Annotated in this window: 13 protein-coding genes; all 13 read left to right on the top strand. The window is 72.9% G+C overall.

Annotated elements, in window-relative coordinates; translation table 11 throughout:
• The first annotated feature begins 41 nt into the window (after positions 1 to 41).
• Positions 42 to 737, top strand: a complete 696-nt coding sequence (locus ACFVN3_RS02880; protein ID WP_378230370.1) for a demethylmenaquinone methyltransferase — start codon at positions 42 to 44, stop codon at positions 735 to 737.
• Between the two features lie 541 nt (positions 738 to 1,278).
• Complete coding sequence (locus ACFVN3_RS02875; RefSeq protein WP_378230367.1) at positions 1,279 to 2,580, top strand: geranylgeranyl reductase family protein; 1,302 nt, start codon at positions 1,279 to 1,281, stop codon at positions 2,578 to 2,580.
• 106 nt (positions 2,581 to 2,686) lie between these two features.
• The gene (locus tag ACFVN3_RS02870; protein WP_047234407.1) at positions 2,687 to 3,049 is read left to right on the top strand and encodes an NADH-quinone oxidoreductase subunit A; all 363 of its coding nucleotides are present in this window, start codon (positions 2,687 to 2,689) and stop codon (positions 3,047 to 3,049) included.
• A 56-nt stretch (positions 3,050 to 3,105) separates the two neighbouring features.
• Positions 3,106 to 3,657, top strand: coding sequence for an NADH-quinone oxidoreductase subunit B family protein (locus tag ACFVN3_RS02865; protein ID WP_047234408.1), 552 nt, complete (start codon positions 3,106 to 3,108; stop codon positions 3,655 to 3,657).
• A 71-nt stretch (positions 3,658 to 3,728) separates the two neighbouring features.
• Positions 3,729 to 4,430, top strand: a complete 702-nt coding sequence (locus tag ACFVN3_RS02860; RefSeq protein WP_378231358.1) for an NADH-quinone oxidoreductase subunit C — start codon at positions 3,729 to 3,731, stop codon at positions 4,428 to 4,430.
• A 53-nt stretch (positions 4,431 to 4,483) separates the two neighbouring features.
• Positions 4,484 to 5,806 carry an NADH-quinone oxidoreductase subunit D gene (locus tag ACFVN3_RS02855; RefSeq protein WP_378231355.1) on the top strand — a complete coding sequence of 441 codons (1,323 nt, stop codon included), beginning with the start codon at positions 4,484 to 4,486 and terminating at the stop codon, positions 5,804 to 5,806.
• On the top strand, positions 5,803 to 6,684 hold the full coding sequence (nuoE, locus tag ACFVN3_RS02850) for an NADH-quinone oxidoreductase subunit NuoE (RefSeq protein WP_378230365.1): 882 nt from the start codon (positions 5,803 to 5,805) through the stop codon (positions 6,682 to 6,684). The genes ACFVN3_RS02855 and nuoE overlap by 4 nt, the downstream gene beginning before the upstream one ends.
• Positions 6,681 to 8,048: an NADH-quinone oxidoreductase subunit NuoF gene (gene nuoF, locus ACFVN3_RS02845; protein WP_378230363.1), complete on the top strand. Its 1,368-nt coding sequence runs from the start codon at positions 6,681 to 6,683 to the stop codon at positions 8,046 to 8,048. Before nuoE ends, nuoF begins: the two co-directional genes overlap by 4 nt.
• Positions 8,048 to 10,738: an NADH-quinone oxidoreductase subunit G gene (locus ACFVN3_RS02840; RefSeq protein WP_378230361.1), complete on the top strand. Its 2,691-nt coding sequence runs from the start codon at positions 8,048 to 8,050 to the stop codon at positions 10,736 to 10,738. The genes nuoF and ACFVN3_RS02840 overlap by 1 nt, the downstream gene beginning before the upstream one ends.
• A complete protein-coding gene (gene nuoH / locus ACFVN3_RS02835) occupies positions 10,735 to 12,135 on the top strand; it encodes an NADH-quinone oxidoreductase subunit NuoH (RefSeq protein ID WP_378230359.1) in 1,401 nt (466 codons plus the stop codon). Before ACFVN3_RS02840 ends, nuoH begins: the two co-directional genes overlap by 4 nt.
• Complete coding sequence (nuoI, locus tag ACFVN3_RS02830; protein ID WP_378230357.1) at positions 12,128 to 12,856, top strand: NADH-quinone oxidoreductase subunit NuoI; 729 nt, start codon at positions 12,128 to 12,130, stop codon at positions 12,854 to 12,856. Before nuoH ends, nuoI begins: the two co-directional genes overlap by 8 nt.
• A complete protein-coding gene (locus ACFVN3_RS02825) occupies positions 12,853 to 13,791 on the top strand; it encodes an NADH-quinone oxidoreductase subunit J (protein WP_378230355.1) in 939 nt (312 codons plus the stop codon). Before nuoI ends, ACFVN3_RS02825 begins: the two co-directional genes overlap by 4 nt.
• On the top strand, positions 13,791 to 14,090 hold the full coding sequence (gene nuoK / locus ACFVN3_RS02820; protein ID WP_047234414.1) for an NADH-quinone oxidoreductase subunit NuoK: 300 nt from the start codon (positions 13,791 to 13,793) through the stop codon (positions 14,088 to 14,090). The genes ACFVN3_RS02825 and nuoK overlap by 1 nt, the downstream gene beginning before the upstream one ends.
• Positions 14,091 to 14,101: the final 11 nt, after the last annotated feature.

Genomic DNA, 14,101 nt, shown 5'->3' with positions numbered 1-14,101 from the left:
GGGTGCGCCCGGCGGTGCGGGGACGTGGAAGCATGGGCGGCATGCCCCGCGCCAACCTGGACAAGAAGCCCTCCGAGGTCGCGTCGATGTTCGACGGGATCGCCTCGCGCTACGACCTGACGAACGACATCATGTCGTTCGGCCAGGACCGTGCCTGGCGCCGGGCGACGGTGCGCGCGGTCGGCGCGCTGCCGGGGGAGAAGGTCCTCGACCTCGCGGCCGGGACCGGGACGTCGTCCGAGCCGTTCGCCGACGACGGGGTGCGCGTCGTGCCGTGCGACTTCTCGTTCGGCATGCTCCAGGTCGGCAAGGAGCGCCGGCCCGACCTTCCGTTCGTCGCCGGTGACGCGACGCGCCTGCCGTTCGCGGACGGCACGTTCGACGCCGTGACGATCTCGTTCGGGCTCCGCAACGTCGTCGACACCGAGGGCGCGCTGCGCGAGATGCTGCGCGTCGTGCGCCCGGGCGGGCGGGTCGTGATCTGCGAGTTCTCGACCCCGACGTGGGCGCCGTTCCGCGTCCTCTACCAGGAGTACCTCGTCCAGGCGCTGCCGCGCATCGCCGCAGCCGTGACGCGCGAGGGCGGCTCGTACGAGTACCTCGCGGAGTCCATCGCTGCCTGGCCCGACCAGGTCGGGCTCGGCCGGCTCCTGCTCCGTGCGGGCTGGGAGAAGGTCGCCTACCGCAACCTCTCCGGCGGGATCGTCGCGCTCCACCGGGGCACGCGACCCGCCTGACACGTCGCCGTCGTCGGAGACGGCGGTCGGACGACGACCGCCGAGACCACGGCGACGCAGCACGTCATCACCGGGTCGCTGCTCTGCGGGCTCCTCCGGTCGATCCTCGACCTGCGGCTCGGCGGCACGACCGTGCCGGTCGGCGTCTGGTCCGTGCACGCGTCGAGGTGAGCGACGCGACGCCCGCCTCGGGCGCGCGCGGCGTCGCCCGGAGTCGCTGACCTGCGGCGACGTGGGCCGCCACCCACCGCTCGCAGACGGGACGAGGTGCGGACGCGCGCGGAGGCTAGGTCATCGCCGCGCCGGCCCCCTTGCCCGCCGGTCCCGAGCCACAGGGCCGGGAGTCGTCGGCCCCGAGGACCTTCGTCACACAATCTCCCAGGGAAGGGTCGCCTTGCTACACATCCCGCGCTGGGAGTGACTAGAGTGGCGATGTCCATTGTGACCGACTTCACAAGGACCGTGGGTGCGCCGTGTCCCGAGCCGGGTGACGGTGGAGCACCACGAGGTGTCCCGACGACCGGACGGTGAGGTGAGCACGGTGGGCGCGAGGCTCGACGACGCCGATGTCATCGTCGTGGGCGCGGGTCCGGCCGGCTCTGCCGCGGCCCACTACTGCGCCGCGGCCGGGCTGAGCGTCCTCCTGCTGGAGAAGTCGTCGTTCCCGCGCGACAAGATCTGCGGCGACGGCCTGACGCCGCGCGCGGTCGCCGAGCTCGTGCGCATGGGCGTGCCGACGCGCGCCGAGGACGGCTGGATCCGGAACCAGGGCCTGCGCGTCGTCGCGAGCGGCCGCTCGTGGGAGCTCGCGTGGCCCGACCTCGCGTCGTACCCGAGCTACGGCATGGCACGCGCGCGCCACTCGTTCGACAGGACCCTCGCCGAGCACGCGCAGCGCACGGGGGCCAAGCTCCTGGAGCGCACCGCGGTCACCGGCCCCGTGCTCGACGAGCGCACCGGCCGCGTCGTCGGCGTCACCGCCCGGCCCGTGGACGACAAGGGCCGGCGCGCGGGCGACGAGGTCACCTACCGCGCGCCCGTCGTCATCGCGGCCGACGGCGTCTCGTCGCGCTTCGCGCTCGCGCTGGGCCTCGCGCGCCGCGAGGACCGCCCGATCGGCGTCGCCGTCCGCACCTACTTCCGCACCCCGCGCCACGACGACCCGTGGATGGAGTCCCACCTCGAGCTGTGGGACGGCAAGCCCCGCGAGTCCAACCTGCTGCCCGGGTACGGCTGGATCTTCTCGCTCGGCGACGGGACGGCGAACGTCGGGCTCGGCTCGGTGAGCTCGACGCCGGCGCGCCAGTCGGCGGCGAACGTCGACTACAAGGACCTGTTCGCCACCTGGATGCGCAACGCGCCAGCCGAGTGGGAGTTCACCGAGGAGAACCGGCTCGCCCCCGTGCGCGGCGCGGCGCTCCCCATGGGCTTCAACCGGTCGCCGCTGTACACGCGCGGCGTGCTGCTCGTGGGCGACTCGGGCGGCATGGTCAGCCCGTTCAACGGCGAGGGCATCGCCTACGCGATGCAGGCCGGGCGGGCGGCGGCCGACGTCGTCGCCCAGTCGCGCGTGCGGCTCACCGACGGCGGCCGCGAGCGCGCGCTCCAGACGTACCCGCGGATCATGCGCCGCGAGCTGGGCGGCTACTACACGCTCGGCCGGTACTTCGTGAAGCTCATCGAGCACCCCGAGATCATGCGGATCTGCACGCGCTACGGGCTCCCGCGCCCGGTCGTGATGCGGTTCGTCCTCAAGCTCCTGTCCGACTGCTACGAGCCCCGCGGCGGCGACTGGGTCGACCGCGTCATCGCGGGGCTGACGAGGGTGGTGCCCTCGTCATGAGCCCACGAGGTGGGCCCGCAACGACGCGGGCGCTCGCACCACCCACAGGTCTTCCCGGGCACCGCCCGGGCGTTCCCGTCCCGAGCCCCCACTCGAGGAGTACGCGATGACCAACCCGTACGTTCCGCTTCTCGTCCTCATGGGCGTGGCCGCCGTGCTGGCTCTCGGCGGTGTGGCCGCGAGCGCGGTCATCGGCCCCAAGCGCTACAACCGCGCCAAGCTCGACGCCTACGAGTGCGGCATCGAGCCCACGCCCCACGCGATCGGCGGCGGGCGCTTCCCGATCAAGTACTACCTCGTCGCCATGACGTTCATCGTCTTCGACATCGAGGTCGTCTTCCTCTACCCGTGGGCGGTCGACTTCGCGACGCTCGCGACCTTCGGCCTCGTCGCCATGCTCGCGTTCCTCGCGCTCATCACCGTCCCGTTCGTCTACGAGTGGCGCCGGGGTGGTCTCGAGTGGGACTGAGCGTGCGACCGACCGTCCGCGCCAGCGGGCACCGGCGAGAGAACTAGGAGAACACCATGGGGATCGAGGAAGCTCCCTCGGGCTTCTTGCTGACCACGATCGAGGACCTCGCGGGGTACCTGCGCAAGGCGTCGCTCTGGCCCGTGACGTTCGGGCTGGCATGCTGCGCGATCGAGATGATGGCCGCCGGCGCCTCGCGGTTCGACCTGTCGCGCTTCGGCATGGAGGTCTTCCGGGCCTCGCCGCGCCAGGCGGACCTCATGATCGTGGCCGGGCGCGTGAGCCAGAAGATGGCGCCGGTCGTGCGGCAGGTCTACGACCAGATGAGCGAGCCCAAGTGGGTGCTGTCGATGGGCGTGTGCGCGTCGAGCGGCGGCATGTTCAACAACTACGCGATCGTGCAGGGCGTCGACCACATCGTGCCCGTGGACATCTACCTCCCGGGCTGCCCGCCGCGGCCGGAGATGCTCATCAACGCGATCCTCGCGCTGCACGACCAGATCCAGCACGAGCCGCTCGGCGTGAACCGCAAGGAGGCGGCGCGCGCCGCCGAGGCGGCCGCGCTCGAGGCGACGCCCACGTTCCAGATGAAGGGGCTGCTGCGGTGACGGACGAGAAGACGGGCGGTGGCACGCCCGTGCCGCAGCCCGAGGAGGTCTCCGGACCCCGTTCGGGCGACCTGGTGACCGGGGCGGGCGCGCCGCGCACGCTCGAGGTCGTCGAGGTGCGCGAGGGCATGTTCGGCGTCCATGGCTCGGGCGACACGTCGGGGTACGGCGGGCTCGTCCAGCCCGTCGCGATGCCCGGCGCCAGCCCGCGGCCGTACGGCGGCTGGTTCGACGAGGTCGTCGACGTCCTGGCGGAGGTTCTGGCCGAGCAGGGCACGCGGTTCGAGGCGGCGGTGGAGCGCGTCGTCGTGGACCCGCCCGGCGCGCACGCCGAGCTGACGATCCACGTGCACCGCGACCACCTCGTCGAGGTGTGCCGCGCGCTGCGCGACGACCAGGACCTGCGGTTCGAGCTGAGCCTCGGCGTGAGCGGCGTGCACTTCCCGCACGACGTCGGCCGCGAGCTGCACGCCGTGTACCACCTCACGTCGATCACGCACGGGCGCCGCCTGCGCCTCGAGGTGTCGGTGCCCGACGCCGACCCGCACGTCCCGACCACGACGTCCGTCTACCCGACGAACGACTGGCACGAGCGCGAGACGTGGGACTTCTTCGGCATCGTCTTCGACGGCCACCCGTCGCTCGCGCGCATCGAGATGCCCGACGACTGGCCGGGCCACCCGCAGCGCAAGGACTACCCGCTCGGCGGGATCCCCGTCGAGTACAAGGGCGCGACCGTGCCCCCGCCCGACACGAGGAGGTCGTACTCGTGAGCACGCACACCACCGGCGCCCCCGGCGCCGCCCCGCACGCCACGAAGCCGCCCGTGGGTGACTTCGACCAGGGCGTCCCGAGCTTCGAGGCGTCGGGCGGCGACTGGGCCGACATCGCGGAGAGCGCCGTCGCCGCGGCCGCGCTCGGCGAGGAGCGCATCGTCGTCAACATGGGCCCGCAGCACCCGTCCACGCACGGCGTGCTCCGCCTCATGCTCGAGATCGACGGCGAGACGGTCACCGAGGCGCGCTGCGGCATCGGCTACCTGCACACCGGCATCGAGAAGAACATGGAGTACCGGACGTGGACGCAGGGCGTCACGTTCTGCACCCGCATGGACTACCTCGCGCCGCTGTTCCAGGAGACGGCGTACTGCCTCGCGGTCGAGAAGCTGCTCGGCATCACGGACGACGTGCCCGAGCGGGCGAGCGTCATCCGGGTGCTCATGATGGAGCTCAACCGGATCGCGTCCCACCTCGTGTGCCTGGGCACCGGCGGCAACGAGATGGGCGCGACCACCGTCATGACCATCGCGTTCACCGCGCGCGAGGAGATCCTGCGGATCTTCGAGGCCGTGACCGGCTTGCGCATGAACAACGCGTACGTCCGTCCCGGTGGCGTCGCGCAGGACGTCCCGCCGGACCTCGTGGACCAGGTCCGCAAGGCCGACCCGCTCATCCGGCGGTACCTCGGCCAGCTCGGCGACCTCATGCTCGCCAACCCGATCTTCAAGGGCCGCCTCGTCGGCGTCGGGCACCTCAACCTCGCGGGCTGCATGGCGCTCGGGATCACCGGGCCGGTGCTGCGCTCGACGGGCCACCCGTACGACGTGCGCAAGACGGACCCGTACTGCGGCTACGAGACCTACGACTTCGACGTCCCGACCGCGACCGGCGCCGACTGCTACGACCGCGTCGTGCTGCGGCTCGAGGAGTGCTACCAGTCGCTGCACATCGTCGAGCAGTGCCTCGAGCGCCTCGAGAAGACTGCCGGGCAGCCCGTCATGGTGGGCGACCGCAAGATCGCGTGGCCGGCGCAGCTCGCGATCGGCAGCGACGGCCAGGGCAACTCGCTCGAGCACATCAAGGAGATCATGGGCACCTCCATGGAGGCCCTGATCCACCACTTCAAGCTCGTCACCGAGGGCTTCCGCGTCCCGGTCGGGCAGGCGTGGCAGACCGTGGAGCACCCGCGCGGCGAGCTCGGGGTGCACGTCGTCTCCGACGGCGGTACGCGCCCCTACCGGGCGCACTTCCGCGACCCGTCGTTCAACAACCTCCAGGCCGTGGCGGCGATGTGCGAGGGCGGCCAGGTGGCCGACGTCGTGGTCGCCGTCGCCTCCCTGGACCCCGTGCTGGGAGGGGTGGACCGATGACCATCGACGCCGGACCTGCGACGAACGGCTCGCCCGCCGGCGGGTCGCGCCCCGGGTACGACGCGGAGACGACGGCGCGACTCGCCGCCGACGCCGCGCAGATCGTCGCCCGCTACCCCGAGTCCCGCTCGGCGCTGCTGCCGATGCTCCACCTCGTCCAGTCGGAGGACGGCTACGTCTCGCGCGACGGCATCCTGTTCTGCGCGGAGCAGCTCGGCCTCACCGCGGCCGAGGTCTCGGCCGTCGCGACGTTCTACACCCAGTACAAGCGCCACCCCAACGGCACCTACACCGTGGGCGTCTGCACCAACACGCTGTGCGCGATCATGGGCGGCGACGCGATCTTCGACGAGCTCTCCGACCACCTCGGCGTGGGTCACGACGAGACGACGGAGGACGGCGCGATCACGCTCGAGCGCGTCGAGTGCAACGCGGCCTGTGACTACGCGCCGGTCATGATGGTCAACTGGGAGTTCTTCGACAACCAGACGCCCGGATCGGCGACCGACGTCGTCGACCGCCTCCGCGCGGGCGAGGCCGTCGCCCCGACGCGCGGCGCGGCGAGCGTGTGCTCCTTCAAGCAGATGAGCCGCGTCCTCGCGGGCTTCCCCGACGGTCGCGCCGACGAGGGCGTCGGCGCGGGCGAGCCCACCCTCGCCGGCCTGCGCCTCGCCCGCGAGCAGGGCTGGACCGCCCCCACGGAGTCGGCGGGCGGGCCGGACGCCGAGGCGGGCGCGGGCGCACCGGAGAAGCCCGTCACCGGCGGCGAGCAGTCGAGCGCCGAGCGGAAGCCCACGACCGACGCCGACGTCGACCCCGGCGGCAAGGCCGAGTCTCCTGGCACCAAGCCCGACCCGTCGAAGGGAGCGGACGCATGAGCGAGCAGCAGGGCACCGTGGCCCGACCGACCCCGGACCCGCTGACCCCCGTCCTGTCGGACACGTGGGACGCGGACCGGTCCTGGTCGCTGGCGTCGTACGTGGACCGCGGCGGCTACGAGGGCCTGCGCGCGGCGCTCGCCCAGGACCCGGCGGACGTCGTCGCGACGGTCAAGGCGTCGGGACTGCGCGGCCGTGGCGGCGCAGGCTTCCCGACGGGCATGAAGTGGGGCTTCCTGCCCGCGCCCGACGGCGGGCCGCGGTACCTCGTCGTCAACGCCGACGAGTCCGAGCCAGGCACGTGCAAGGACATCCCGCTCATGCTCGCGAGCCCGCAGGCGCTCGTCGAGGGCGTCGCGATCACGTCGTACGCGATCGGCTGCGACCACGCGTTCATCTACGTGCGCGGCGAGGTGCTGCACGTGTACCGCCGCCTGCTGCGCGCGGTCGAGGAGGCCTACGAGGCCGGCTACCTCGGCAAGGACGTCCAGGGTTCGGGCTTCGACCTCGACGTCACCGTCCACGCCGGTGCGGGCGCGTACATCTGCGGCGAGGAGACGGCGCTGCTCGACTCGCTCGAGGGGCGCCGCGGGCAGCCGCGGCTCAAGCCGCCGTTCCCCGCGGTCGCGGGCCTGTACGCGCGCCCGACGGTCGTCAACAACGTGGAGTCCATCGCGAGCGTGCCGTCGATCGTCGCGCGCGGCGCGGACTGGTTCACGTCGATGGGGACGGAGCGCTCGGCCGGGTTCGGCCTGTTCTCGCTGTCCGGTCACGTGACGCGGCCTGGGCAGTACGAGGCACCGCTCGGCACGACGCTGCGCGAGCTCCTCGACCTCGCGGGCGGGATGCGCGGCGGCAAGGCGCTGAAGTTCTGGACGCCGGGCGGCTCGTCGACGCCGCTGTTCACGGACGCCCACCTCGACACGCCCCTCGACTACGAGTCGGTCGCGGCGGCGGGCTCGATGCTCGGCACGCGCGCGCTCCAGCTCTTCGACGAGACGACGTGCGTCGTGCGGGCCGTGAGCCGGTGGACGGACTTCTACGCGCACGAGTCGTGCGGCAAGTGCACGCCGTGCCGCGAGGGCACGTACTGGATGAAGCAGGTCCTGGCGCGCATCGAGGCGGGCCAGGGCACGGAGTCCGACCTCGACCTGCTCCTCGACACGTGCGACAACATCCTGGGCCGCGCGTTCTGCGCGCTCGGCGACGGCGCGACCTCGCCGGTGACGAGCAGCATCGAGCTGTTCCGCGACGAGTACGAGGCGCACATCACCGGGCACGGGTGCCCGTTCGACCCGGCGGCCTCGGCGCTCTTCGACTACACGCCCCGCCCGGCCCGCGTCCTGACGGCAGGAGTGCACTGATGACGACCACGACCCCCGCCCCGGGCACCGGCTCAGCGGCCGCACCCGCGGGCGGCGCGGCCAAGCCCCCGGTCCCCGCGGACCACGTGACGTTCACGATCGACGACGTCGAGATGTCCGTGCCGAAGGGCACGCTCGTGATCCGCGCGGCCGAGCAGATCGGGATCCAGATCCCGCGGTTCTGCGACCACCCGCTGCTGGAGCCTGCGGGTGCGTGCCGCCAGTGCCTCGTCGAGGTGGCGACGCCCGACCGCGAGGGCAACGTGCGGCCTATGCCGAAGCCCCAGGCGTCGTGCACGCTCGAGGCGACGCCCGGCATGGTGGTCAAGACGCAGCGCACCAGCCCGGTCGCCGACAAGGCGCAGCACGGGATCATGGAGCTCCTGCTCATCAACCACCCGCTCGACTGCCCGGTGTGCGACAAGGGCGGCGAGTGCCCGCTGCAGAACCAGGCGATGAGCAACGGCCGCGCGACGAGCCGGTTCGTGGACGTCAAGCGCACGTTCCCCAAGCCGATCGCGGTCTCGACGACGATCCTGCTCGACCGCGAGCGCTGCGTCCTGTGCCAGCGCTGCACGCGCTTCTCGCAGGAGATCGCGGGCGACGCGTTCATCGACCTGCAGAAGCGCGGCGCCGCGCAGCAGATCGGCCGCTTCGACGAGGCGGTGCTGGACTTCGCGCCGCCGTCGGGCCAGGCGCCGGGCGACCGCCCGGTCGGGCTCGCGCTCGAGGACGAGTCGGGGCTGCCGTTCGCGTCGTACTTCTCGGGCAACACGGTGCAGATCTGCCCGGTGGGCGCGCTCACGGGCGCGGCGTACCGGTTCCGCTCGCGCCCGTTCGACCTGGTCTCGACCCCTGGGGTCTCCGAGCACGACTCGTCGGGCTCGGCGATCCGCGTCGACCACCGTCGCGGCGTGGTGCTCCGCCGCCTCGCGGGCGAGGACCCGCTGGTCAACGAGGAGTGGATCACCGACCGCGACCGCTTCGCGTTCTCGTGGCAGTCCGCGCCGGACCGCCTGACGCACCCGCTCGTGCGCGACCGCGAGGTCGCCCCGGACGGGACGGTGACCCGTGGCGAGCTCCGCCCCGCCTCGTGGGCCGAGGCGCTCGAGGTCGCGGCGGACGCCCTGACGCGGGCGCGCGACGCGGGGGGCGTCGCCGTCCTGCCGGGCGGGCGCCTCACGGTCGAGGACGCGTACGCGTACGCGAAGCTCGCGCGCACGTGGCTGCGCACCAACGACGTCGACCACCGCGCGCGCGCCCACAGCGCCGAGGAGGCGGGCTTCCTCGCGCACGCCGTCGCGGGCCGGGCCGTCGGCCACGCCGGCGGGGTGACGTTCACCGACCTCGAGAAGGCGCCTGCCGTCCTGCTCGTCGGCCTCGAGGCCGAGGAGGAGGCGGGCGTGACGTTCCTGCGCCTGCGCAAGGGGGCGCTGCGGCACGGCGTCCGGGTGTTCTCCGTCGCGCCGTTCGCGTCGCGCGGCGTGCAGCGCATGCACGGCACGCTCCTCCCGGCCGCGCCGGGCACCGAGGCGGAGTGGCTCGACGGCATCGCCGCGGGCGACCAGGTCCGTACGCTCGACGAGGCCGAGGGCACCGACCTCCTCGCCGAGGTCAGCGACGCGCTCCGGGCGCCGGGCGCCGTGATCCTCGTCGGCGAGCGGCTCGCGGCGACGCGGGGCGGGTACAGCGCGCTGCTGCGCGCGGTCGCCGCGACGGGCGCACGCCTCGCGTGGGTCCCCCGCCGCGCCGGCGAGCGCGGCGGCGTCGAGGCAGGCACCCTGCCGAACCTCCTGCCGGGTGGCCGCCCCGTCTCCGACGCCGCGGCTCGCGTCGACGTCGCGACGGTCTGGGGCGTGGCCGCCACGGACGACCAGCCGACCGGGCTCCCCGCGACGGCGGGCCGCGACGTGGGGGAGATGCTCGACGCCCTGTCGGTCGGCCAGCTCGCGGGCGCGCTCGTGGGCGGGCTCGAGCTCGACGACCTGCCCGACCCGGCGCACGCGCGCCGCGCGCTCGAGGCGGCGGACGTCGTCGTCTCGCTCGAGGTGCGGCGCTCGGCGGTGACCGAGCTGGCCGACGTCGTGCTCCCCGTCGCCCCGCCCGTGGAGCGCGAGGGCACGTACGTGAGCTGGGAAGGCCGTGCGCGTCCGTTCCCGGCGGCGCTCGCCTCGACGGCGATGACGGACCACCGCGTGCTCGACGCGCTCGCCGACGCGGCGGGCGTCAGCCTCGGCCTCGGCACCGTGGACGCGGTGCGTGCCGAGCTCGACCAGCTCGTGGGCGACGGCGCGTGGGACGGCGGGCGTGCCGCCGCGCCGGACGCCGAGACCACGGAACCGCCTGCCGTCGCGCCGGGGACCGCGGTCCTCGCGAGCTGGCGGCTCCTGCTCGACGACGCGCGCGGCCAGGACGGCGAGCGCTACCTCGCCGGGACGGCGAAGCGCCCCGTGGCGCGGCTGTCCGCGACGACGGCCGCCGCGGCCGACGTGTTCGACGGCGACGTCGTGCGGGTCTCCACGGACCGGGGGGCGATCACGCTCCCGGTCGTCGTGACCGAGATGGTCGACCACGTCGTGTGGGTGCCGCTGCGCTCGCCGGGCTCGTCGGTGCACGCGACGCTCGGCGCGGTGCCGGGCGACGTGGTCCGCCTCGAGACCGTGAGCACCGACGGAGGGGAGGGCGCATGAGGCTCGTCCACGCACTCGCGGCCGAGACGCCCGGCGTGCCCGGGATCACGGCGAACTTCTCGCAGGACAACGGCTGGACGTACCTCGTCAAGGCCGTCCTCATCCTCGTGTTCCTCCTGACGAGCGTGCTGTTCGCGATCTGGTTCGAGCGCAAGGTCGTGGCGCGCATGCAGGTGCGGCCCGGCCCCAACTGGCACGGCCCGTTCGGCCTGCTCCAGTCGCTCGCGGACGCGATGAAGCTCCTGCTCAAGGAGGACATCACGGTCAAGGCGGCGGACAAGTTCGTCTACCTGCTCGCGCCGATGATCTCCGTGTTCTGCGCGCTGCTCGTGTTCGCGGTCATCCCGTTCGGCCCCGAGGTGCAGATCCCTTTCACGGACTACGTGACGCCCGCCCAGCTCACCGACTTCCCCGTCGCGACGCTCTACATCCTCGCGTGCGCGTCGCTCGGCGTGTACGGGATCGTGCTCGGCGGCTGGTCGTCGGGGTCGACGTACCCGCTGCTCGGCTCGGTCCGCTCGACCGCGCAGGTCATCAGCTACGAGCTCGCGATGGGCCTCTCGCTCGTCTCCGTCTTCCTCATGGCGGGGTCGATGTCGACCTCGCGCATCGTCGACTCGCAGACGCAGCTCTGGTGGTTCATCCCGCTCCTGCCCGCGTTCGTCATCTACGTCATCTCGATGGTCGGCGAGACGAACCGCCTCCCGTTCGACCTCCCGGAGGCCGAGGGCGAGCTCGTGTCCGGGTACATGACCGAGTACTCGTCGATGAAGTTCGCGTGGTTCTTCCTCGCGGAGTACATCAACATGCTCAACGTCTCCGCGGTCGCGACGACGCTGTTCCTCGGTGGGTGGCGCGCCCCGTGGCCGCTGTCGACGATCAACGACGGGATGTTCAACGAGGGCTGGTGGCCCATCCTCTGGTTCCTCGTCAAGGTCTGGGCCGTCATGTTCTTCTTCGTGTGGGTCCGCGGCACGCTGCTGCGCCTGCGCTACGACCAGTTCATGCGGTTCGGCTGGAAGGTCCTCATCCCGTTCGCGCTCGCGTGGCTCGTGCTCCTCGCCGTCGCGCAGGCCGTGCGCCAGTTCCTCGACGTCGACCTCCGCGTCTTCGTCGGCATCGCCGTCGCGCTCGCCCTCGTGGTGGTGGTCGTCGTGTGGTTCTGGCCCGAGAAGAAGGCGCCACCCGGCGCGACGCCCCGCGCCGCGGGTACCGCGCCCGAGCCGTTCGACGCGTTCGCGGGCGGGTTCCCCGTCCCGCCGCTGCCCGGGCAGTCGCTCCCGCCCTCGCCGCGCCGTCGCGCCCTCGTGCCCGACGACGCGGGCTCGCCCGGGTCGTCCGGGCCGACGAGCACGGGCGTCCGCAAGCCCCACGACAAGGAGGTCGACCGTGGCTGACGACCAGAAGCCGACCCGGCCGGGCGAGTACGAGGTCCGGCGCCCCCAGGCGAAGGGGCTGCGCGAGGCGCTCGCGCCCGTCGCGGGGTTCGGCGTCACGTTCTCCTCGATGTTCCGCCCGACGGTCACCGAGCAGTACCCGCGCCAGAAGGTGCCGACGAAGCCGCGCTACCACGGGCGGCACCAGCTCAACCGGTACCCCGACGGGCTCGAGAAGTGCATCGGGTGCGAGCTGTGCGCGTGGGCGTGCCCCGCGGACGCGATCTACGTCGAGGGCGCGGACAACGCGGATCTCCCCGACGGCGGCCACATGTCGCCGGGCGAGCGGTACGGGCGCGTCTACCAGATCAACTACCTGCGCTGCATCTTCTGCGGCCTGTGCATCGAGGCCTGCCCGACGCGCGCCCTGACGATGACCAACGAGTACGAGCTCGCCGGCCCGACGCGCGAGGGCATGATCTGGGAGAAGCAGGACCTGCTCGCGCCGCTCCAGGAGCGGATGCTCGCCGCGCCGCACCCGATGGTGCCCGGGACCTCGGACACCGAGTACTACCGCGGAGAGGTGACGGGCCCGGTGGCCGAGCAGGTGGACTGGGTGCGCGAGCACCGCCCCGACGACGAGACCCTCCCGCCCGAGCCGACGGGGCCGCCCCCGGAGGTCCGGCGGGTCACGCCGGCGTCGGGTCGTCCGGGGCGCACGGCCCGGAAGGCCGCCCGGTGACCGCGAGCGGCGGCGAGGCGGTCCTCTTCTGGGTCCTCGCCCCCCTCATGGTCCTCGCGGCGCTCTCGCTGCTCTTCGCGCGCAAGGCGGTGCACGCCGCCATCGCGGTCATGTTCGTCATGGTCGACCTCGCGATCCTCTACATCGCGCAGGAGGCGTCGTTCCTCGGCGTCGTCCAGGTGGTCGTCTACACGGGCGCCGTGATGATGCTCTTCCTCTTCGTGCTCATGCTCGTCGGGGTCGACGCGTCGGACTCGCTCGTGGAGACGATCCGCGGTCAGCGCTGGGTCGGCGTGCTCCTCGGGCTCGGGCTCGGCGTCGTGCTGGTGGGCGTGGTCGCGCAGGCGACGTTCCCGCCGTCGGTGGGCCTCGAGCTCGCCAACGCCGCGACCAACCCGGTCGCGCTCGCGCGCGTGCTCTTCGCGGACTACGTGTTCGCGATGGAGGTCGTGGGCATCCTGCTCATCACCGCCGCGGTCTCGGCGCTCGTGCTCACGCACCGGCGCAGGCTCACCCCGAAGGTGGGTCAGCGCGAGCAGGCCGACGCGAAGGTCGCGGCGCTGCCCGCGGGCGGCCGGCTCACGCCGCTCGCCGCACCCGGCGTGTACGCGCAGAACAACGCCATGGACACCCCGGCGCTCGACCCGCAGGGCCGGCCCATCGAGGAATCGGTCTCGCGCATCCTGCGCATCCGCGGCCAGGAGCGGTCCGCGGGGACGATCCTCGAGGCCGAGCGCGAGGTGCTCGTCGAGCACGAGCCGCTGCGGGCGCTGCCCGCGCTGCGGGCCCAGGACGCGAACGAGCGCACGGTGCAGACCGCGACCGCCGACCAGCCCGAGGGCGAGGCGCCCGCGGGAGAGGTCGCCGGACCCGACGACCCGGGCAGGTCCCAGGTCCCCGGTGACGCTCGCGGGACCGAGCGAGGAGAGGACTGATGGAGCTCACCAACTACCTCGTGCTCGCGGCGATCCTGTTCTCGATCGGCGCCGCGACCGTGCTGCTGCGACGCAACGCGATCATCGTGTTCATGGGCATCGAGCTCATGCTCAACGCGACCAACCTCGCGTTCGTGACCTTCGCCCGGATGCACGGCGACGTGACCGGGCAGGTGCTCGCGTTCTTCGTCATGGTCGTCGCGGCGGCGGAGGTCGTCGTCGGCCTCGCGATCATCGTGTCCATCTTCCGCACCCGTCGGTCCGCCTCGGTCGACGACGTCAACCTGCTCAAGAGCTGAGGGGCCGGCAC

The sequence above is a fragment of the Cellulosimicrobium sp. NPDC057862 genome, assembly GCF_042797035.1.
Classification (GTDB): domain Bacteria; phylum Actinomycetota; class Actinomycetes; order Actinomycetales; family Cellulomonadaceae; genus Cellulosimicrobium.
This window is presented reverse-complemented; position numbering and strand designations above follow the sequence as displayed.